20 protein-coding genes are annotated in these 20751 nt (G+C 51.5%); 15 read left to right on the top strand and 5 right to left on the bottom strand.

The window, feature by feature from the left end; all coding sequences use genetic code 11:
* The first annotated feature begins 7 nt into the window (after window positions 1–7).
* A complete protein-coding gene (locus AAC599_RS11940; protein WP_340150628.1) occupies window positions 8–1099 on the top strand; it encodes a sn-glycerol-3-phosphate import ATP-binding protein UgpC in 1092 nt (363 codons plus the stop codon).
* A gap of 122 nt (window positions 1100–1221) precedes the next feature.
* A complete protein-coding gene (locus tag AAC599_RS11935) occupies window positions 1222–2007 on the top strand; it encodes an SDR family oxidoreductase (RefSeq protein ID WP_340150627.1) in 786 nt (261 codons plus the stop codon).
* A 5-nt stretch (window positions 2008–2012) separates the two neighbouring features.
* On the opposite strand, the gene AAC599_RS11930 is transcribed toward AAC599_RS11935, so the two are convergent.
* The 3 genes from AAC599_RS11930 to AAC599_RS11920 form a co-directional block, all read right to left on the bottom strand.
* Complete coding sequence (locus AAC599_RS11930; protein ID WP_340150626.1) at window positions 2013–3461, bottom strand: deoxyribodipyrimidine photo-lyase; 1449 nt, start codon at window positions 3459–3461, stop codon at window positions 2013–2015.
* An 81-nt stretch (window positions 3462–3542) separates the two neighbouring features.
* The gene (locus AAC599_RS11925) at window positions 3543–4619 is read right to left on the bottom strand and encodes a glycosyltransferase family 1 protein (RefSeq protein WP_340150625.1); all 1077 of its coding nucleotides are present in this window, start codon (window positions 4617–4619) and stop codon (window positions 3543–3545) included.
* On the bottom strand, window positions 4547–5404 hold the full coding sequence (locus AAC599_RS11920; protein ID WP_340150624.1) for a UDP-2,3-diacylglucosamine diphosphatase: 858 nt from the start codon (window positions 5402–5404) through the stop codon (window positions 4547–4549). The genes AAC599_RS11925 and AAC599_RS11920 overlap by 73 nt, the downstream gene beginning before the upstream one ends.
* Before the next feature lie 144 nt (window positions 5405–5548).
* Here AAC599_RS11920 and AAC599_RS11915 point away from each other — a divergent pair, with 144 nt between their 5' ends.
* The 3 genes from AAC599_RS11915 to AAC599_RS11905 all read left to right on the top strand — a co-directional run bounded on the left by AAC599_RS11915 (window position 5549) and on the right by AAC599_RS11905 (window position 8563).
* Window positions 5549–6445, top strand: a complete 897-nt coding sequence (locus tag AAC599_RS11915) for a diacylglycerol kinase family protein (protein WP_340150623.1) — start codon at window positions 5549–5551, stop codon at window positions 6443–6445.
* A gap of 267 nt (window positions 6446–6712) precedes the next feature.
* On the top strand, window positions 6713–8149 hold the full coding sequence (locus tag AAC599_RS11910; RefSeq protein WP_340150622.1) for a UbiA family prenyltransferase: 1437 nt from the start codon (window positions 6713–6715) through the stop codon (window positions 8147–8149).
* A 39-nt stretch (window positions 8150–8188) separates the two neighbouring features.
* A complete protein-coding gene (locus AAC599_RS11905) occupies window positions 8189–8563 on the top strand; it encodes an SMR family transporter (RefSeq protein WP_340150621.1) in 375 nt (124 codons plus the stop codon).
* An 81-nt stretch (window positions 8564–8644) separates the two neighbouring features.
* Here AAC599_RS11905 and AAC599_RS11900 read toward each other — a convergent pair whose 3' ends face one another.
* On the bottom strand, window positions 8645–9739 hold the full coding sequence (locus AAC599_RS11900) for a pyridoxal-phosphate dependent enzyme (RefSeq protein WP_340150620.1): 1095 nt from the start codon (window positions 9737–9739) through the stop codon (window positions 8645–8647).
* A gap of 526 nt (window positions 9740–10265) precedes the next feature.
* Here AAC599_RS11900 and AAC599_RS11895 point away from each other — a divergent pair.
* The 6 genes from AAC599_RS11895 to AAC599_RS11870 all read left to right on the top strand — a co-directional run bounded on the left by AAC599_RS11895 (window position 10266) and on the right by AAC599_RS11870 (window position 16892).
* Window positions 10266–11126, top strand: a complete 861-nt coding sequence (locus AAC599_RS11895; protein WP_340150619.1) for a branched-chain amino acid ABC transporter permease — start codon at window positions 10266–10268, stop codon at window positions 11124–11126.
* Between the two features lie 2 nt (window positions 11127–11128).
* Window positions 11129–12238: a branched-chain amino acid ABC transporter permease gene (locus AAC599_RS11890; protein WP_340150618.1), complete on the top strand. Its 1110-nt coding sequence runs from the start codon at window positions 11129–11131 to the stop codon at window positions 12236–12238.
* Window positions 12235–12999 carry an ABC transporter ATP-binding protein gene (locus AAC599_RS11885; protein WP_340150617.1) on the top strand — a complete coding sequence of 255 codons (765 nt, stop codon included), beginning with the start codon at window positions 12235–12237 and terminating at the stop codon, window positions 12997–12999. The genes AAC599_RS11890 and AAC599_RS11885 overlap by 4 nt, the downstream gene beginning before the upstream one ends.
* On the top strand, window positions 12996–13769 hold the full coding sequence (locus AAC599_RS11880) for an ABC transporter ATP-binding protein (RefSeq protein ID WP_340150616.1): 774 nt from the start codon (window positions 12996–12998) through the stop codon (window positions 13767–13769). Before AAC599_RS11885 ends, AAC599_RS11880 begins: the two co-directional genes overlap by 4 nt.
* A 25-nt stretch (window positions 13770–13794) precedes the next feature.
* Window positions 13795–15627: an AMP-binding protein gene (locus AAC599_RS11875; RefSeq protein WP_340150615.1), complete on the top strand. Its 1833-nt coding sequence runs from the start codon at window positions 13795–13797 to the stop codon at window positions 15625–15627.
* 71 nt (window positions 15628–15698) lie between these two features.
* Entirely contained in the window at window positions 15699–16892 is a 1194-nt protein-coding gene (locus AAC599_RS11870) for an ABC transporter substrate-binding protein (RefSeq protein ID WP_340150614.1), read from the top strand.
* 56 nt (window positions 16893–16948) lie between these two features.
* Here the strand turns inward: AAC599_RS11870 and AAC599_RS11865 are convergent, their stop codons facing one another.
* Window positions 16949–17875: a D-amino acid aminotransferase gene (locus AAC599_RS11865; protein WP_340150613.1), complete on the bottom strand. Its 927-nt coding sequence runs from the start codon at window positions 17873–17875 to the stop codon at window positions 16949–16951.
* 225 nt (window positions 17876–18100) lie between these two features.
* Between AAC599_RS11865 and AAC599_RS11860 the strand changes: the two genes are divergently transcribed.
* The 4 genes from AAC599_RS11860 (at window position 18101) to AAC599_RS11845 (ending at window position 20733) form a co-directional block, all read left to right on the top strand.
* Window positions 18101–18640 (top strand): sigma-70 family RNA polymerase sigma factor, encoded by a 540-nt coding sequence (locus AAC599_RS11860; RefSeq protein WP_340150612.1) that lies wholly within the window; start codon window positions 18101–18103, stop codon window positions 18638–18640.
* The gene (locus AAC599_RS11855) at window positions 18637–19359 is read left to right on the top strand and encodes an anti-sigma factor (RefSeq protein ID WP_340150611.1); all 723 of its coding nucleotides are present in this window, start codon (window positions 18637–18639) and stop codon (window positions 19357–19359) included. The genes AAC599_RS11860 and AAC599_RS11855 overlap by 4 nt, the downstream gene beginning before the upstream one ends.
* A 95-nt stretch (window positions 19360–19454) precedes the next feature.
* Window positions 19455–20015 (top strand): fasciclin domain-containing protein, encoded by a 561-nt coding sequence (locus tag AAC599_RS11850; RefSeq protein ID WP_340150610.1) that lies wholly within the window; start codon window positions 19455–19457, stop codon window positions 20013–20015.
* A gap of 190 nt (window positions 20016–20205) precedes the next feature.
* A complete protein-coding gene (locus AAC599_RS11845; protein ID WP_340150609.1) occupies window positions 20206–20733 on the top strand; it encodes a cupin domain-containing protein in 528 nt (175 codons plus the stop codon).
* Window positions 20734–20751: the final 18 nt, after the last annotated feature.

The following is a 20751-nucleotide window of genomic DNA, read 5'->3' as shown; positions in this document are numbered from 1 at the left end:
CAGGAAGATGGCACGGGTCATTCTAGAAGGATTACGCAAGACCTACCCAAATGGCTTCAAGGCCATCCATGGCGTGGATGTGACCATTGAGGAAGGGGAGTTTCTTGTGCTTGTCGGGCCGTCCGGATGCGGGAAATCGACATTGCTTCGGATGATTGCCGGACTTGAGTCGATCACGGAAGGCCAGTTACGCATCGGCGACCGGGTTGTGAATAATCTGGAACCATCGGAGCGGGACATCGCCATGGTGTTCCAGAATTATGCCCTTTATCCGCATATGAGCGTTTATAAGAATATGGCATATGGCCTTAAGATCATGGGGCTGCCCAAGTCCGAGATTGACGAGCGCGTTAAAAAGGCGGCGGCTATTCTGGAACTCACGGATGAACAGCTCACCCGCAAGCCCCGGCAGTTAAGTGGCGGGCAGCGCCAGCGCGTTGCAATGGGACGGGCAATTGTTCGCGAGCCGAGCGTCTTTTTGTTTGATGAGCCGCTGTCCAACCTAGATGCCAAGCTTCGTGTCCAGATGAGGCTTGAGATCAAATCCCTGCAAGCAAATCTTGGGATCACCAGTATTTATGTTACCCATGACCAAGTCGAGGCGATGACACTTGGGCAGCGGTTGATGGTCTTGAACGCCGGAAATGTGGAGCAACTCGGCACTCCGATTGAACTGTACCAGAAACCTGCCTCTCTTTTTGTTGCAGGGTTTATCGGCTCCCCTGCCATGAATTTTGCCGAAGCGAAAATCGATGAAGCGGGGAAAAACGTCACTATTTCCGGTCAGGCGGCTCTGCCGCTCGGGAATGGAGGAATGCCGAAGTATAGTAATAAGAATGTTATTCTCGGTGTTCGGCCGGAGCATCTGGAGTTGGTGGCGGATGACCCGGACGCAGTTCCCATGACGGTTGCGATGGTTGAACAGCTGGGCGCTGATACCCTGGTACATGGTCATTTCGGAGAGAGCAGGTCAAACCTCACTGTTCGGCTTGACGGCATACGGAACGTCAAGGGTGGGGAGGTGCTACCAATTCGTGTTACGCCCGATCACTTGCACATTTTCGATCCTGAAAGTGAAAGACGGCTTGAAGGTAATTAGCAGTTTACCACGACAAAGACCCCTGCCTTCGCTAAACTATACGCAGAGTTCATATTTGTTGTTCACCTGTCCTGACGGGTGCAACATATTTAGCCGGAAATTAAAATAAAAAGGATATTGAAATGGCAGGGATAGCGGGAAACGGAGAAAGCGCACTGCGCGATTTGAACGGAAAAGTCGCATGGATTACCGGCGCCGGAACCGGAATAGGACAGGCAGGGGCTGTGTCGCTGGCGCGGGCGGGAATGGAGGTAATTCTCTCCGGCCGCCGCCGGGAAAATCTTGAGGAAACGGCGGCGCTGGTTGAAAAGGCAGGAAAAACGCCGGTCATTGAGGAGCTGGATGTTTCGGACAGCGACAGCGTTTCGAAAGTCGTGGCCCGGATTGAGGAGCGGTTTAAACGGCTCGACGTTGCCGTGCTGAGCGCTGGTATCAATGTCAAGAACCGCAGCTGGAAGGAAGTCGAGACGCAAGGCTGGGACTCTGTTGTCGATATTGACCTGAACGGTGCATTCTATTGCTGCCGATCCGTACTTCCCATTATGCGCCGCCAGAAGGAAGGGTTGATCGTAAATGTCGCCTCCTGGGCTGGGGTCCGGGTTTCGAAGTTGACTGGCCCGGCCTACACCGCCGCGAAGCATGGAATGGTCGCCATGAGCGAGAGCCTTAACATGGAAGAGGCTATAAATGGAATTCGTTCTTGCGCTCTCTGCCCAGGAGAGGTGGCAACCCCCATTCTCGAAAACCGGCCGGTAAAGGTGACAGATGAGGAAAAAGCCGTGATGCTGCAGGGGGAAGATCTGGGAGAGACAATTCTGTTTCTGGCGCAGCTCGACAAACGCGTGTGCGTCAATCAACTGGTGATCAGCCCGACGGCAAACCGGATGTATACGGCGGGTGTGTCCTAGAAGCTTTAGCCATCCTTCAGCTCGGAAAAGGCGTCAAGTGCGCGCCGGCGTGACGATTTCAGATCGTCAATCGGATGGGGGTAGGTCTCTCCAAGGACCACATTGGCTTCCTTAAGGACGTCCGCCGGGGCATCCCAAGGGTTGAAAAGCCATTTGTCGGGCAGGGCCGCAAGTTCGGGCAGGTATTGTCTGGTGTAATCCCCTTTCGGATCGAAGCGCACGCCCTGTGTGGCGGGATTGAAGATGCGAAAATAGGGCGCTGCATCCGCGCCGGACCCGGCAACCCATTGCCAGCTGGCGCTATTGTTAGCAAGGTCGGCATCGATGAGACAGTCCCAGAACCAGCGCTCGCCTTCACGCCAGTCGATCATCAGGTTTTTCACAAGGAAGGAGGCGGTAACCATGCGGACACGGTTATGCATGGAGCCTGTCTGCCATAGCTCCCGCATTCCTGCATCGACAAACGGGATACCTGTCTTCCCCTGCTGCCACGCCCGAAGTGCATCCTCATCCTTGCGCCAGGGAAAGAGATCAAACTTGTCCTGAAGATTTTTCTTTGGCAATTCAGGATTATGATACAGCAAACTGTATGAAAACTCCCGCCAGGCGAGTTCCATCCGGAAATGATCCGGGTCCTCATCTCCCTCCAAAAGATGTTCGCGGAAGGCCAAGGCATACCAAACCTGATGCGGCGATATCTCACCGAAATGCAAATGAGGGGAGAGATGAGAGCAGTTCTCAGCCGCCGGAAAATTCCTGCCGTCTTTATACCCGTTAATGCCGTTATCCAGAAATTGGGTCAACGCGTCCTGGGCACCGGTCTCGCCAGGAACCCAGTCAGGAGATTTCTTAATACTCCAGTGCGATGGGTCCAACCCCATATCCGAAAGCGTGAGTTGACCCTTCATATCTTTAGCTTCTGCGAAGCCAATTTTTGAAGGCGCTTTTAAAGGCTTTCTCGGGGACGGTCTGTTCAGACAGCCTTTTCGGTAAAATGGCGTAAAAACCCGATAGGGTGTCCCATCGGATTTTAAGACCTCCCAAGGCTCCCATAGCAATGTGCCGTTTTTTGAAATGACATCAATACCGCCAGAAGTAAGAGTGGCTTTGATTTTTTTGTCCCGCTGTATCCGCCAGGGCTCGTAACAGCGGTTCCAGGTAACAGTGCTTGCCCCGGCTTTTTCGGCAAAGGCCGGGAGTATTTTCTCCGCATTGCCTTGGAAAAGCAGGAGCTTTCCTTGCAATGAGTCATTCAGGGAGGAGAGGGAACGATGAAGCCACCAGCGGCATGCTCCACCCATTTTCCATTCTTCGGCGTTCTCGTCATCGAGAATATATACCGGTATCAACCTGCCGGCCTCCGCTGCGGCCAGCAACGCTGGATTGTCTGACAGGCGTAAATCCTGACGAAACCAGTGGATTGAAATGGGGGCACGAGCGGGTTGTTTTGTCACGATCAGGCAGGCTGTGTTGTGGAAGAAGTCCGTATCATAAATCCTAATACGTCTTTAAAGGCCAGCCGGATCACTCGCAACTTACTTTCTAAGCAAATACTCAGGATCGAGAGTGCCCGTTTTTTCGCCCGACTGCACGGCGGCCGATGTGTTCTCAGTGGATGTAAATATCACCAGGTTTTCTTTAAATTGCGCCGCACTGGTTGCCCATGAATAATTCATTGCGTAGTCACGGCAGGCCGCCGGATCAATTTCAAGCGCTTTCTTCGCCGCACTTTCCAGATCCTCATCCAGCACACCCACCGGATGATTCCCGATCACATCGAGCGGTCCGGTCACCGGATAAGCCGCCACAGGCACACCGCTCGCGAGCGCTTCCAAAAGGACCAGGCCGAAGGTATCGGTTCTGCTTGGAAACACAAAAACATCGGCGCTTGCGTAGACACGGGCCAGCTCTTCTCCCTCTTTCAGGCCGAGGAACGCGACGGCAGGATATTTTCGCTCCAGTTCTTTTCGCATCGGCCCATCCCCGACGACGACTTTGGTTCCGGGCAGGTCCAGGATCAGGAAGTCTTTGATATTCTTTTCCACGGCAACACGGCCAACATAGAGAAAGATCGGGGGTTGATAAACAAGTGCGGTTTTGTCCTGGGGATGAAAGAGTGTGGTGTCGATCCCGCGGGTCCACCTCCGGATATGGCGAAAGCCGCGACTTCGCAAATCGGCTTCGAGGCTTGGTGTCGCGACCATGATAGTGCGGGAAGGGCGATGGAACCATTTTAATCCGGCGTAGCCCCAGCGCAATGGCAACCGGACACGGGCATGGACATACTCGGCAAAGCGCGTGTGAAAGGCGGTTGTGAAGGGAATGTCACTTTTGAGACAATAACGCCTTGCCGCAAATCCGAGTGGGCCTTCCGTCGCGATATGCACTGCGTCAGGCGGTGTTTCATTAAAAATCTTCCTGATTTTTCGCGCGGGAAAAAGGGACAGGCGGATTTCCGGATAGGTCGGACAGGGAACGGAGGTGAAAAGCTCCGGTGTCACCATGACGATGTCATCCCCGAGGCCTGTCAGATAATCCCTCAGGTTCGAGAGCGTCCGAACAACCCCATTGACTTGAGGATGCCAGGCATCGGTAACGAGGATGAGTCGCATGTTTTGTTTCCTTGTGAATCGGAGAGAGAGGCCGCTGCGCCCATCCAGTGGATTAGTTCCAGTTGACCGTCGAAATGTTCGACCAGTGCTGAGCAGCTTTCGACCCAGTCGCCATCATTGCAATATGTCACGCCGTTGATGTCTCGGATTTCGGGATGGTGGATATGGCCGCAGATAATGCCGTCAACTTTGCGATCGCGCGCGACATCGGCAAGCGCATTCTCGAAATCCGCGATGAACTTCACAGCGTTTTTCACCTTTAGCTTTAAATAGGCCGAGAGCGACCAGTAGGGATATCCAAGGCGGGCCCGAATGGCATTCAGAACGTCGTTGAGCTTCAGGCATAGCCCGTAACTCCAGTCCCCGAGATAGGCAAGCCAGCGGGCATATTTCACGACAACGTCAAATTCGTCACCATGCAGGACAAGAAAGTCCCGTCCGTCCGCTGTCTTGTGGATGGTTTCATGAAGGACCTTAATGGAGCCAAACTCAAGGTCGACATAGTGCCGGGCAAATTCGTCATGATTGCCGGGAATGAAAACTACTCGGGTGCCCTGCCGTGCCTTTCGCAGAAGCTTTTGAATGACGTCATTATGTTCCTGGGGCCAATACCAGCCTTGCCGAAGGCTCCAGCCGTCGATAATATCCCCGACGAGGTAAAGATTGTCGCTTTTGGTGCTTCTCAGAAAATCGAGCAGGAAATTCGCCTTGCATCCGGGTGTACCCAGATGAATGTCTGAAATCCAGATCGAGCGGTACTTATGAGTAACTGTGCGGGCATCCATTACGCATGACTCTTTTCGCGTGTCATCAAACGGTCATCAAATGGTTTCAATGGCGAAACAATCATATGAGCATGTGATAGGCCTCTTGAGAGTCAGTTTGATGACTGTGCGGTTATGATTTTGTTGCGTTAGAAAGTCAGTCTCATGACTCTGTCAAAGCGGCGTCTGGTAATTATTCACAATCCGACATCGGGGATGCGTAACAAAAGTCGCTTTTCCAAAGCGCTGCTCCGTCTTGCGGATACGGATTGTGAAGTGGAAATACTGAAAACCATGGGGCCGGGCCACGCAACTGAAATGACCCGAGAGTTGGTGGCGCGGAACGATCCTGACATCGTGCTGGTTGCGGCAGGAGGGGACGGAACAGTATTGGAAATTCTGAACGGGCTTGATGGCGGGGAATTGCCGCTTGGAGTCATTCCGCTCGGCACTGCGAATGTGCTTGCACGAGAAATTGGTGTTGGCGCCTCAATCGAAAAAGCGATCAAGGTACTTGCGACGGCATTACCTGTACCGGTCTATGCAGCGAGGGCAAATGAAAAGCGCTTTTTGCTGATGGCAGGGGCGGGTTATGATTCCCTGACAGTTGCGGCGCTGCGTCCGGGCGAGAAAAAGCGGTTTAGTGCATTTGCATATGTGTTCGCGGCATTCCGAGCGGCACCGGGCTTCCGTGATATGGAGCTCGAGGTTAGCGTCGAAGGAAAGCACTATGTTGCCGCCTCGGCCGTGATCTCTAAGGCTCGCTACTATGGCGGACCTTTCGTTATCGCGGCGGATGGCGGAATAGAAAAGCCGAGGTTTGATGTCGTATTGCTGAAGAATGCCGGGTTCATTGCCGCTTTTCGGTATGGCATGGCGCTCCTTTTTAATCGGCTGTCGCGATTGCCTGATGTCGAGACATTGACGACAGATCAGGAAATTTCGATAAAATCCTCAAAAATATTCCCCTGCCAATGTGACGGGGATATCTGCCTTGAAACACCGCTGCGTATATCTCTTGATCTGACACCAATCCGAATTCTACGGGCAACAGGAGAATAAGATATCAGGCATACCGTATGCATTGATATCCATATTACCGCGTGACTAACGCCATCGTAAAAATGTCACGCGGATTGATAATTCGCTTTATAATTATGGTTAACGCTGGTCCGGAGCGGTGTTTTTTCTAGAATGAGAAAAGAAAGCTAAAATTAAGGATTTTCCGGTACATACTGTTTTTTCATGGTTAATTGAAAGCCGTAAAATTCGGGGATTTGTCCAATACTCTCATGAGTTTGCGCGGCCGAGATCAAGGGTAAAAGTCTATTGGTTGATAACGTGAAGTATGTCGTCGTTGATCTGGATGGTACGCTGGTTCGTACAGATCTTTTCGTGGAATCACTGCTGCGGTATTTGAAGGGCAACCCTTTCAGAATATTCCAGTTGGTAATGTGGTTGCTGAAAGGTCGTGCCTTCGCCAAAGAAAAAATCGCGGAAAGCGTCGATATTGATGCGGAATACCTCCCCTATGAAGAGGGGCTTATCGCGTATTTGAAGCAGCTGAAAGCGGATGGTAAGGAGATTATTCTCGCAACAGCGTCTCATCGGAATTATGCCAATCAGGTGGCAGAGCATCTGGGTATCTTCGATAAAGTTATGGCAACTTCGGGCGAGAACAATCTTAAAGGCAATAACAAGCTTGCCGCTATCCGGGAGTTGTTAGGCGATGACGATTTTGCCTATGCAGGCGATAGCTCCGCGGATACGCCGATCTGGAGGGCGGCTGCCGCCAATATCATGGTCAATGCGCCGGCCAGTAACGTTGCGGAAGCTGAAAAGGCCGGAAAGCTGAGTTGGCATCATAAATCCGAAAGTTCGACGCTTAAGGCCTTTGTAAAGGAAATGCGGCCGCATCAATATGCGAAAAACATATTGATTTTTGTGCCATTGGTCACCTCGCATGAGTATTTCGATTTCTCGCATCTGTGGGCGACAGTTCTTGCATTTATCTGCTTCAGCTTTTGTGCTTCAGGTGTTTACTTCCTGAACGACCTTCTTGACCTGCAAGAAGACCGCCGGCACCGCAGCAAGAAGTATCGACCGATTGCATCGGGAGCGCTTCCTCTACCATTGGGCGTCGCCGGTGCAGTCGGATTCCCACTCTTTGCGTTTACCGTTTCGATTGCGTTCCTGCCTATCGCATTTGTCGTTGTATTACTGGTCTATTTTGCAATTACGAATGCTTATTCCTTCCTGCTGAAACGATTGACAACGGTCGATGTAATGACGCTGGCAATTCTCTATACCATGCGTGTTGTCGCCGGGGCGGCGGCGTCCGGGGTTGAGCTTTCTTCCTGGCTGATCGCGTTTTCGGTCTTTATCTTTGTCAGTCTCGCGTTCATGAAGCGTTATATTGAAGTATCTGCGCTTACGGAGAAGAGCAGTAAGGTCCGCGGGCGGGGTTACTCTGCCGACGACAGTGAAACCATGTTCGCCCTTGGTATAACGAACTTCACGGCGGCAGTTGTGATTCTTGCCCTCTATATCAACAGCTCATTCGTATTGCTGTCATATTCAACGCCGGAAGCGCTCTGGTTGCTGTGTCTTCTGGTTCTGTTTTGGGGAAACCATATATGGGTATGCGCCCGCCGGAAGGAAATTCCGGACGATCCAGTAGTATTTGCAATCAAGGACAGAGCGAGCCAGCTGGTCGGTGTGAGCTTTGTGATTGTCCTGTTTCTGGCAAAGTACATACAATTTTGAAATTTTCTGCGCGATGCGGTTTTAACGGAGCCTAATTAAATGTCATTCCTTGTTCTTAGCCTTATCCTGCTGACAGTATTTTCATCAGCTTGCGCGCAGCTTGTGCTGAAGCTCGGTGTCGGAGATCAGAAAATGCAGGCGGCAATGCAATCCGGCATTGTGGATTCTTTCATTGCAGCGGCGCTTTCGCCTTTTATCTGGCTTGGACTGATTATTTATGCGCTGAGCGTAGTACTTTGGGTGTGGGTCCTGTCGAAGGTCGATCTGAGCGTGGCCTATCCTTTTGTCGGTATCGGATTTGTTGTCACCATGCTCTTTGGCATACTTTTGCTGAATGAAAATGTTACTACGATGCGTATTATCGGCACAGTTCTGATTGTCGGTGGCTGCGTTCTTGTCGGAAGATCAGCTTGAATTTCGCGAAATAAAAAGCCCGCGCCGATTTTAAAACTGCTTGTTTCTCATCGACGCGGGGCGACGTTTTAGCCCTGAAGACTAGGAGTCAGGCATATGATAGCCGGGCGTAGAGAGGGAAAGGGCAATTTCCTCATCTGTCATATCTTCAACGATATTCTCGAAAAGCGGGGAGGACAGATAACGTTCGCCGGTATCGGGCAACATGCAAAGAATGACTGAGCCCGGTTCCGCCTTTTCCGCAACTTTCATGGCAACTGCAAAGGTTGATCCGCCGGAAATGCCGGTAAATATCCCTTCCTGCTGCGCCAGCTTCTGAGACCAAGCTATACCTTCCGGTCCGGGGATTGGAATCAGTTCGTCATAGTTCCCCTTGTCCAGTGTTTCCTGAAGAACCAAAGGAATGAAATCCGGGGTCCAGCCTTGAATCGGATGGGGTTCAAAAGATTTATGTCCTTCACTTGGCGATCCGCTTGCATCACGCTCTTGCGGTACGCCGCTGCCAACCAGTTGCGCATTGGCAGGCTCGGTCAGGATAATCTTGGTTTCCGGACGTTCTTTTCTTAATACCCGCGAGACGCCGGTCACCGTGCCGCCCGTGCCATAACCGCTGACCCAATAGTCAAGACGCTGGCCGTCAAAATCCGCCAAAATCTCACGTGCGGTAGTGTTTTCATGGATTAGCGCATTGTCAGAGGTTTCGAACTGACGGGCAAGGAACCACCCATTTGCGTCGGCCAGCTCCTTCGCCTTTTGATACATACCGAATCCTTTTGCCGCCCGCGGGGTCAGGATGACCTTGGCGCCCAGAAAGCGCATGAGCTTGCGCCGCTCTATTGAAAAGCTGTCTGCCATCGTAACGACAAGAGGATAGCCTTTCGCCGCACATACCATGGCGAGCCCGATACCCGTGTTGCCGCTTGTTGCCTCAATCACGGTCTGACCTGGCTTAAGATCGCCGCGTTTCTCGGCTTCCTCAATGATGGAGATCGCCAGACGATCTTTGACGGATGCGGCCGGGTTAAAGAATTCTGCTTTTACATATATCTCAACGCCTTTCGGTGCGAGCCGATTGATGCGGATACAGGGTGTATCACCAATTGTATCGACAACTGAATTATATAGTTGCCCACGTCCTTTTGTTGTTCTTGAATTACCTTGTGGATTTTGTTGCATATTACACTCCCGCTTCCTGATGGCTAAGCCGGTTTTATTAAGTCTATTGAAGGGCCGCAATTAACAGGGGAAGAGCCTAACGGCAGATATTTGAAATTGCAAATATAACAAAATCTTACCGCCGGGAATCCGGCGGATTTGCGATGACCGTCACGCAGTGCAACAAAAAGGAGATTATCAAGCGCCATAGGGCCCCGAATTCTCAACCAGCGCTGGAAGCGAATGAATACGTTTTTTTGAATAAAAATACGCTAAATATTAAATATTAATAAGTATAATTTTAAATATCACAATAATTTTAATAAATAAAAATTTATATTTACATGATGCTCAAATTATATTGCAAATGCGAACAAAAAAACACCCGTATTACTAAAATGTTTTATTGACGCTGAGCAAAACGCTTGCCTATACTTCGCTCAATTGCCACATTTTCCCGATATTATGAATGTGGCTAAAAATAACAAAAATCGAACAATAGTGGGAGGCTATCCTGTTTGAATTTTTGCAACTGGTCATCGGGGGCGTGTCGATCGGGTGTATTTATGCTCTCGTCGCACTCGGGTTCGTTTTAATCTACAAGGCGACGGAAGTTGTCAACTTCGCGCAGGGCGAGTTGATGATGCTGGGGGCGTTTCTCGCTTATACCTTCATTTCCATTCTGGGTTGGAATTATTGGATTGGTGCCGCGGCGGCAATCATCTGCATGTTCTTCGCAGGGAATATGGTTGACCGTGTCTTCCTTCGCCCGGTTCTGGGGCAACCGCAGTTCTCTATCGTCATGGTCACAATCGGCTTTGGATACATGGCCCGGAGTGCGGCGGGCATGATGCCCGGATGGGGTACCGAAACCTATGCGATTTCGACCCCCTTCTCGAGCGAGGGAATGCAACTTGTACCGGAATCAATGGGTTCCCTGGTAATCTCACAAACGGATATCTCCGTGATTGTTGCGACAATTATCCTGTGTGCGGTTCTATATGCATTTTTTACCCATACGCGTCTCGGAATTGCGATGCAGGCGTCATCACAAAACCAGCTGGCCGCCTATTACATGGGGATACCTGTAAAAGCGGTTTTTTCGATGATCTGGGGGATTAGCGCCGCTGTTGCTGCTGCCGCTGGCATCCTGCTTGCTCCGACGACATTGATTGATACGAGCATGGGATTTATCGGATTAAAGGCGTTCCCCGCCGCGGTGCTCGGTGGTTTTGGCTCCATTCCCGGTGCGGTCGTTGGCGGGCTAATCATTGGCATTATTGAAACGCTTGCCGGCTTTTATTTGCCGCCGGGTTTCAAGAATGTTGCTGCCTACGTTGTCCTGCTCATTGTCCTGGTCGTCCGGCCGCAAGGGCTGTTCGGACAGAAAACCGGTAAGAGGGTGTAGCCATGCGGTTTTTGTTCAAGACAGACTATAACCAGGACATTCGAATTGCGAAACATTCCGGATACTACTGGTCATATGGTCTTTTGCTGCTGATCGTCTTCGCGGCGCCGTTCTTTCTGGAGGGGTATTATATCGGTCAATTGACCCAGCTCTACATTATCGCCATTGCAGGAGTGGGGTTGATGCTGCTGGCCGGATATACGGGGCTGGTCAGTCTTGGTCATGCGGCGTTCTTTGGCATAGGCGCCTATACGGAGGCTGTACTGACCGGAAACGGCATACCGCTTCCCTTCGTGGAGGAGCCGGTTGTTTTCTCCTTTTTCGTATCCATGCCGGTCGCCGCAATTTTTGCGGCCTTGGCAGGGGTGGCAATCGGCATTCCGGTCCTGCGGCTGACAGGGATTTACCTTGCCATCGCAACCTTTGCCTTTGCCCTTGTCATTGAGGAAATCCTGTCTCGCTGGGAGAGTGTGACGAACGGATATTCGGGATTACTTGTTGAATCGCTGTATGTTGGGGATATGGAACTTACGGATGGCCCGCCATTCTACTTCCTGTGCCTTGGGGTCCTTATACTCGTACTCCTGTTTTCGATAAACCTTCTCCGCTCACCTACCGGCCGGGCGATGATGGCCATTCGAGATTCCGAGATTTCCGCGCAGAGCATGGGCGTTAATCTGGCGCAGGTCAAAACCAAGGCCTTTGCTCTAAGCGCAGGTATCACCGGACTTGCCGGCGCTCTTTTCGCTCATAAGCTTGGTTTTTTATCTCCGGAAAGTTTTACCATTTTCCAGTCGCTTGAGTTGCTGGTGCTGGTTGTCGTGGGCGGGATAGGTTCGCTTCACGGGGCTATCTTCGGGGCGATTTTCGTTCTGGCGCTGCCGCAGGGACTAGCGATTTTGAAGGACTATCTGCCCGTTACCATCGCGGAGACGCCAGGTATGGAACCCTTCATTTTCGGGCTCATCCTCGTGCTTGTCATTATTTTTGAACCCTACGGCATTTATGGCCGCTGGTTAAAGATCAAGCTCTATTTCCAGATGTTCCCTGTCTACAAGAAGGCGACCTTTAAACGGCAGAAAGCGTATATGAAGTCGGAACGGTTGAAATGACGTTATTCAAGGCAGAAAACCTGGCGATCAATTTTGGCGGCGTGAAGGCCGTCGATGGAGTGAATTTCGAGATCAAGAAGGGGGAGTGTTTTACGATTATCGGCCCGAACGGAGCCGGTAAGACGACAATCTTTAATCTGATCAGCCGCATTTATGACTCAACCGAAGGGACGATGACGTTCGATGGGCAGGATATAACGAAAGTTCCGCCCCATGCGATTGCAAGCCTTGGCATCGCGCGGACATTCCAGAATATCGAATTGTTTGAACATGCATCTGTCCTGCAAAACCTGCTGGTGGGGCGGCATTGTCATTCACGCACAGGCATGTTTTCAGAGCTGTTGTTTCTGCCATCCGTCCGGCAAGCGGAGGTCGCACATCGGGAGAAGGTGGAAGACATTATCGATTTTCTCGACCTTCAGCATTATCGCGACAGCATGATCATGAATCTGCCGTATGGCGTCCGGAAAGTTGTGGAGCTCGGGCGGGCGCTCTGTACGGAGCCTAAACTGATCCTCCTTGATGAACCGTCCTCTGGCCTCAATGTGGAGGAAACGCAGGATATGTCTTTCTGGATTGACGATATCAAAAAAGATCTCGGCATTACGGTTCTTATGGTTGAGCATGATATGGGGCTGGTATCCGAAGTTTCCGATGAAGTGCTGGTTTTGAACTATGGACGAATGCTGGCGCATGGCTCCCCACAGGAGGTTCAGAATGATCCCGAGGTAATCAAGGCCTATCTGGGAGAACAGGAATGACGGAATCCATCCTGAAAGTCCGGAATATCGAAACCTATTATGGTCCCATCATGGCTATTCGCGGGATTTCAATCGATGTGCGCGAAGGGCAGATCGCGACAGTCCTTGGCGCCAATGGCGCCGGAAAAACGACGATCCTGAAAACTATCAGCGGCATTATGGACCCGCAAAAGGGGGTCGTTGAATTCGACGGAGAGGAGATTCAAAAGCGCGATCCCGACTGGATCATGCGCCGCGGGATCAGCCATGTGCCGGAAGGCCGGGAGGTGTTTCCGTTCCTGAGTGTATATGACAATCTGATGATGGGCGCCTATACGCGAAGTGACCGCGACGGGGTTGCCAAGGATGTGGAGCTTGTTCACAGTTACTTTCCCATTCTGAAAGAGCGGTCGAGCCAGCCCGCTGGCCAGCTCTCGGGTGGGGAGCAGCAAATGCTCTCGATCAGCCGTGCCCTGATGTCGCGTCCGAAGCTGATGCTGCTTGATGAACCTAGCCTCGGGTTAAGCCCGCTTCTTGTGAAGGAAATCTTTGCGATCATCAAGCGCCTGAATGTGGAGCAGGGGGTGACCATGCTTCTGGTGGAGCAAAACGCTAATATTGCGCTGCATACTGCGGATTTCGGCTATGTGCTGGAGGTTGGCCGCATCGTGATGGAAGATACGACAGAAAATTTGCTGCAAAAAGAGGATATTCGGGAGTTTTATCTGGGTATTCAGGACCACGGCGTGCGCGGTAAACGCCGATGGAAAAAGCGGAAGACCTGGCGTTAGGGTTGTCTGGGGCTGGAGGAACAAGATGAATGCAATGACATATCCGCCAACCGTCATTGATGGTGCAGAGACAACGGCACAGCTTTTCTGGGCGCGGGTAAAGCAGCATAACCAGAAGATTGCCATGCGCGAGAAAGAGTTTGGCATCTGGCAAAGCATTACCTGGGCCGAGTATGGTGCCCGCGCTCGGGCCGGTGGGCTTGGATTGGTCGCACTCGGCCTCAAGCGGGGTGAAACGGTCTCGATACTGAGCGATAATAATCCTGAATGGCTGTATCTTGATATGGGAACCCTTGGTGTCGGAGGCGTCAGCAATGGGGTATACACGACGGACAGTCCAAAACAGGTCGAGTATCTTTGCCAGGATTCCCGAACCCGGATATTCGTCGCGGAAAATGAAGAACAGCTCGATAAAGTTCTGGAAGTGCGGGAGAGGCTTCCTGATCTTTTGAAAATCATTGTCCTCGATATGGACGGGCTCCGCGATTTTGAGGATGATCAGGTTATAAGTATTGAAGAGTTGTACGAACTGGGCGAGGCCTATCATAAAGAGCATCCGGATTTCTGGGAAGAGCAGATAGCCCTCTCAAAAGCCGAGGATCTTGCGATTCTCATCTACACATCAGGAACAACCGGGCCGCCAAAAGGGGCGATGATCTCCCATCGCAATCTGATGTTCCAGATTTCAAACCTGACACCCATTATCGGTTTCGGGCCGAAAGACGAGCAGCTCTCGTTCTTGCCACTTTGCCATGTGGCGGAGCGATCCTTTAGCGTATTCTTGCCGCTTTTTGCAGGGTCGGTGATCAATTTTGTTGAAGGCCCCGATACGGTACCCGAAAATATCAGGGAAGTATCTCCCACAGTTTTTTTTGCGGTGCCTCGCATATGGGAAAAATTCTATTCGGCGATTACCTTGCAGTTGAAGGAAGCCACAAAGCTGCAGCAGCTTGCCTATAAACTGGCGATCGGAGCAGGTTACAAGATCGCAGAACGCAAATTGAGCGGTGAGGAAGCGACGGGATTCGAAAAAGCCAAATTCTGGCTCGCCAATCAGTTGGTCCTCAGAAATGTAAAACGGCTTCTCGGCTTGGACCGGGCGCATTACCTCGGTTCTGGCGCAGCCCCCATTTCTCCCGATCTAATCAAATGGTATTTGGCGCTCGGCCTTGACATGTACGAGGTCTATGGCCAGACGGAAAATACTGGCGTTGCAACTACGAACCTGCCAAACCAATTCAAGCTTGGTTCCGTGGGTGTCGCCGCCCCGGAAACCGAGGTGCGTATTTCAGATGAAGGGGAAATCCTTCTTAAGGGCCCGCATGTCTTCCTCGGGTACCTCAATCAGCCGGAAAAGACGGCAGAAACAGTGACAGACGGATGGTTGCATACCGGCGATGTCGGGTATATTGACAATAATGGCTTCGTGAAGATCACCGACCGTATGAAGGATATTATCATCACGGCGGGCGGCAAGAACATCACCCCATCGGAAATTGAGAACCAGCTGAAGTTCAGTCCCTATGTCTCTGACGCCGTGGTCATTGGGGATAAGCGGAAATATCTGACATCTCTGATCATGATCGATCATGAAAATGTTGAAAAATATGCCCAGGACAAGAACGTACCATTTACGAATTTTCAAAGTTTGTGCCGCGCTCAGGAGGTTCTGGATCTGATCCGGAATGAAGTGGAGGCGGTCAACAAGAACTTCGCTCAAGTGGAAACCATCAAGGATTTCAGACTGATTGATGAAGTTCTGACGGCGGAAGACGATGAATTGACTCCGACGATGAAATTAAAGCGATCGTTCGTAAATCAAAAATACAAGCCGCTGATCGACACCATGTACGAATAACTTGGAGATTTCCGTAAATTAGAAAAATGGGTTATTATAGTAATATCAGGGAACTAATTGGGAGAAAACAAATGAAACGCAGAAGTTTTTTGCAAATATCACTTGCTGCCGCGACGGCCATGGCAGCGGTGTTCGCAGGCTCCGTCGGGATCGCCTCGGCGGATCAGGGGATTTATGATGACAAGATTGTGCTTGGATCGCATCAACCTCTCTCCGGTCCTGTTGCTCTGTGGGGCGTGCCGGTAACGAACGGAATGCGCATGGCGGTGGAAGAGGTTAACGCCAATGGCGGCATTCATGGCCGCATGATCGAGCTTATCGTCGAAGACTCTGCCTATCAGCAGAATAAGGCAGCGCAGGCAGGTGATAAACTCCTGAAGAAAGACAAGGTTTTTGCACTTATCGGCGCCCTCGGAACGCCGCCAAACATGGTGACAATGCCCCGTGCTCTTAAAATGGGGGTTATGAATATTTTCCCGGTTACCGCAGCCAACGAAATGTTCTTGCCGCACCATAAACTTAAATTTGGTGGTTTCACTCCTTACAGTGACCAGATGCAGGCCGCTGTTAAATATTTTGTTGATAACAATGGCGTCAAGAAAATCGGTGTTCTCTATCAGGATGACGATTTCGGCAAGAATGTTCTTCACGGATGCGAAGATCAGGCCAAGGACATGGGTCTGGATGAAGTTGTGAAGACAAACTTCAAGCGCGGGGCAAAAGATTTCTCGTCCCAGATTGCGCAGCTGAAATCTGAAGGTGTCGAACTGGTTTGCCTCGGCACGATCATCGGAGAGACGATCGGCAGCATGGCAACTGCCAAGAAAATTGGTTATGAGCCGATTTTCGTTGTCAGCTCTGCTGGGTATGTTCCTGAGAATGTAACTTTGGCAAAGGGCCTGACAGAGGGACTGTACGGCACCGGTCAGTCTCCAATTCCTTATTATGAGGATGCGACGCCGGAAGTAAAAGCCTGGATGGACAAGTACAAGGAGCGGTTTGGCGATGACGCCGTGCTTCAATCAATCGCGGGATATGATTTGATGGAAGTATTTGCAATGGCTCTCGAAAAAGCGGGGCCGGAGCCGACAGCCGACAATGTTGCGGAAGCTATTGAAAGCATCAAGGACTACCAGAATATCTTTGGCGGAGCACCTTACAGCTTCTCCGCAGAGGACCATCTGGGGCCGGATGCCCGCAATAGTGCCTCGCTTTATCAGGTGCAGGGAGATAAATGGAAGCTGATCAGCGCAATCAGCTACTAACCAGAACCTGAAGAAACAAATTACCCGGCTTTCAAGCCGGGTTTTTTGTGCTCTGATCAGCTTTGTGTATTCTGCGCGACAAGCTCCCGATAAAGGCCTTGAAGGCGGGCGGTGACGGGGCCGATGCCGTCCTGCTCCCCGATCTTTCTCCCGTCGATTTGAGAAACCGGAGTTTGGGCGCCGAATGTGCCGGTCAGAAATGCTTCATCCGCACCGTAGGCTTCATATAGTGAATAGTTCTTCTCGAACACAGGAATACCGTTTGCCTTGCAAAGATCGATTACTTTCTGTCGGGTGACGCCGTTCATGCAGTAATCCCCGGTGGAGGTCCAGACTTCTCCTTTGCGTACGATGAAGAAGTTGCAGGCATTCGTCGTATTGACAAATCCGTGCGGATCAAGCATCAGGCCCTCATCGGCGCCGGCCTGTTCCGCCTGAAGACAGGCGATGACGCAGTTGAGCTTGGAATGTGAATTGTACTTGGCGTCTTGCGACATCGGTAGACCTCGCACCTGAGGCACCGTTGCCAGCGAAATTCCTTTGGCTTGAAGATGCGCGGCCGCTTTTGAATGTTCCATGATAATGACGATTGTCGGACCGGATTTTGACAAGGCTGGATGCTGAAATGGTTTGGATTTGACACCCCGTGTAATCATAAGCCGGCAGTGCACATCGTGTGTCATGCCATTTACTTCTGCGGTTTGTGTAAGGGCTTCCAGTACGCTAGCCCGATCCATACCGATATCCAGAGAGATGGCCTTGCAGCTATCGAAGAGCCGGTCCATATGCTCATCGAAAAACGCCCACTTCCCATTGTAAAGCCGCATTCCTTCCCACATGCCATCCCCCAGCATGAAGCCTGAGTCATACACGGAAATGGTGGCTTCAGCGCGCGGAACAATTTTTCCATTCACGTAGATCTTAATGGTCTCGTTGCGAAGGTCATTTTCCGCATCATGAGTGCTGATTTCCTTTTCTGTCATTACATCCACCTTTTTTGACATGCGGCATGCATGTTAAGACTTTCCATTCTACAGGCATGCTTTTCAGGGTGAATGAAAACCCAAAGAATGCAAATGTAATAATATCACTCTCGCTTTAACAACAGGTTGCGAGGCCCCTTAGCTGTTAAAAACGGATGACAATTCGCCCAGCATTCCTTACGGTTACACCATGAGAAGTAAAGAGCTTCAGGATAGTGAGTGCTTTTGACTGCAAATGATATTTCAATATTAATTGGTCGCATTGCGCTCGGAAACCGGGAAGCCTTCAACGACCTTTATTTCGCTACAAGTCCGAAACTTTTCGGAGTCTGCCTTCGTATCTTAAATAATCGGGCGGAAGCGGAAGACGCCTTGCAGGAAGTCTATGTCAAGATATGGCGGGATGCCTCCAAATTCGCACCGAGTGATTTCAGTCCGATGTCGTGGCTGATTGCGATTGCACGAAATCATGCGATTGACAGGATTAGGGCGAGCAAGCCGGCTGCGGTTGATATCGAGGAAATGGCGGATTTATTTGATGAAACAGCAAACCCCGAGCAAGAGGCAATCTTGTCCTCTGACCGGCGCGGGATAGAGCGCTGTCTGGATGAACTACCGAAAGCGAGGGCAGTCGCGATACGCGGTGCCTATCTTGAAGGCTATAGTTATCAGGAACTGGCGGAACAACAGGAAATTCCGTTGAATACAGTACGAACCTGGCTGCGCCGCGGCCTATTGAAACTGAAAGAGTGTCTCGAAAGATGACAACTGAGGACGACATAAAGGATCCGGATGACATACTCGCCGCAGAGTATGTGCTGGGAGTCCTGCCTCATGCCGAGAGGGAAGCCTTCGCGGCGCGCCTCTCATCCGAGGCGCCGCTAAAGGCGCGTGTTCAGTTTTGGGAAAGACATTTCGCGGACCTAGAGGAAGAATTCGAACCTGTGACTCCGCCTGCCCGTATTCTGTCTGAGATTGAGGCGGAGGTTTTTGGACCGAATGAGAGCGACCTGGCGCGCACCTCCGGCTGGTGGGGAAATGTCGGTTTCTGGCGCGGCCTGAGCGCTATCTCCCTTGCGGCGCTGGTCATCGTCGCCGGGCTTTACAGTGGTATAATTTCTGGTCCGGAAGGGCCAGAGACGATTGCTCCCCCCGTGTTTGTTGCCGAACTTTCCGGTGAAAACGGGGATGTGGAATTGGTTACTCTCTATGATGCGCGAAGCGGTATCATGAAGGTTAATCGGGTAAAAGGCGAACCGGCGTCCGGACGATCCTTCGAACTTTGGCTCATCGAGGGCGGTAATGATCCTGTATCGCTCGGCCTGGTGCCGGCAGCCAGCCGAGGTGAGGTCACTGTACCAGAATATCTGCGTGATAAATTCCCGAACGCAATCATTGCCATCAGCGATGAGCCGGCGGGGGGATCTCCCACCGGACAGGCGACCGGCCCCGTCTTAGCAACGGGTAAGGCAATGGAAATTTAAAAATTTTTTGACGACTGAAACTATTTTTGAAGTCCGCTCGTTACTCCCTGTAACCGACCCATTGAGGGGTTAGGTGTTTAACAAGGAGAATAGGAATGAGACTCAAGAATACGCTACTTGCCGCAACGCTTGCTCTGCCTGTTGCAGTTGCCGGATGTGCTGCGTCCGCTGATAATCCGATGGTCGGCGGGGCGCCGATGTATCAAAGCAAGAACATCATTGAGAATGCCTCCAACTCCAAGGATCATGAAACTTTGGTTGCTGCCGTCAAGGCCGCCGGTCTTGTTGAGACCCTTCAGGGAGAGGGCCCGTTTACCGTCTTTGCTCCAACGGATGCCGCATTTTCTGCGCTGCCTGAAGGCACGGTCGAAACCCTACTGAAACCGGAAAACAAGGACATGCTGACAAAAATCCTCACCTGTCATGTGGTGTCCGCAAAAGCCCTCTCTGGCCCCATCAAGGGCATGGTTGATGATGATAGCGGCGCCCATCCCGTCAAGACGGTCGGTGGCTGTGTCTATACCGCCATGTACAAGGGCGACACCATCATGCTGAAGGACGGGCAAGGTAACATTGCCAATGTCACGATCGCGGATGTCGAGCAGTCGAACGGCGTTATACACGTCATCGATAAAGTTCTGCTTCCTGCCTCCTAGCCGGATAGACCGTCCGTCGCCGTCACTGCGGATGGTCGCTCCGGGGGCCGTAAACCCTTTACGGGGTTTACGGCCTTTTTATTTGCCCGCCCCCCAATGTTGTGTAAAGCTCTATCGGGTTAGAAACTCCGGACGTGAATTCCCGGCAGCAGCCGGTAATAAGAAACAAAAGCGCATGGGGAGGCGGGAGATGGATTTCGGATTTGAACTCCGGCGGATTATCACCGGACATAATGACAAAGGCCGCTCGATTGTTACCCTGGATGGGCCACCGGGCGGGCAAATAGGCAATCTCAGAGATATATGGAATTCAGTCGGCTCAGATGTCGACAGCCTCAGCAGCGAAGACCGAGGTGCGATGCCCGTGACATTATCCCCCGAGCCGGGCGGCCATAAATTTAGATGGTTTCTTGTCCCACCGGTCGATCCATCGATCAGCGAAGAGGAATTTGCAAAAATTGTAAAGGCACGGTTTGCCGCAATGGGCGCGGAGCATGAGCAACCTGATACAAGGCGCCATCCGGCGATGCATAAGACGGAAACGATTGATTATATCATCCTTCTTTCCGGTAATGTGACGCTCCTGCTGGATGAGGATGAGAGAGACCTAAAGCCCTATGACGTCGTGGTTCAGCGCGGCACCAATCACGCATGGGTTAACAAGGGTATGGAACCGGCGCTTCTTTGCGCCATCCTCATAGATGCGGATGTCCGTTGAGCATATATTTTCGCACCC

It is taken from the genome of uncultured Sneathiella sp., from assembly GCF_963976355.1.
Lineage (GTDB): Bacteria > Pseudomonadota > Alphaproteobacteria > Sneathiellales > Sneathiellaceae > Sneathiella.
The sequence above is the reverse complement of the archived record's forward strand: the minus strand, read 5'-3'. Positions and strand labels throughout refer to the sequence as shown.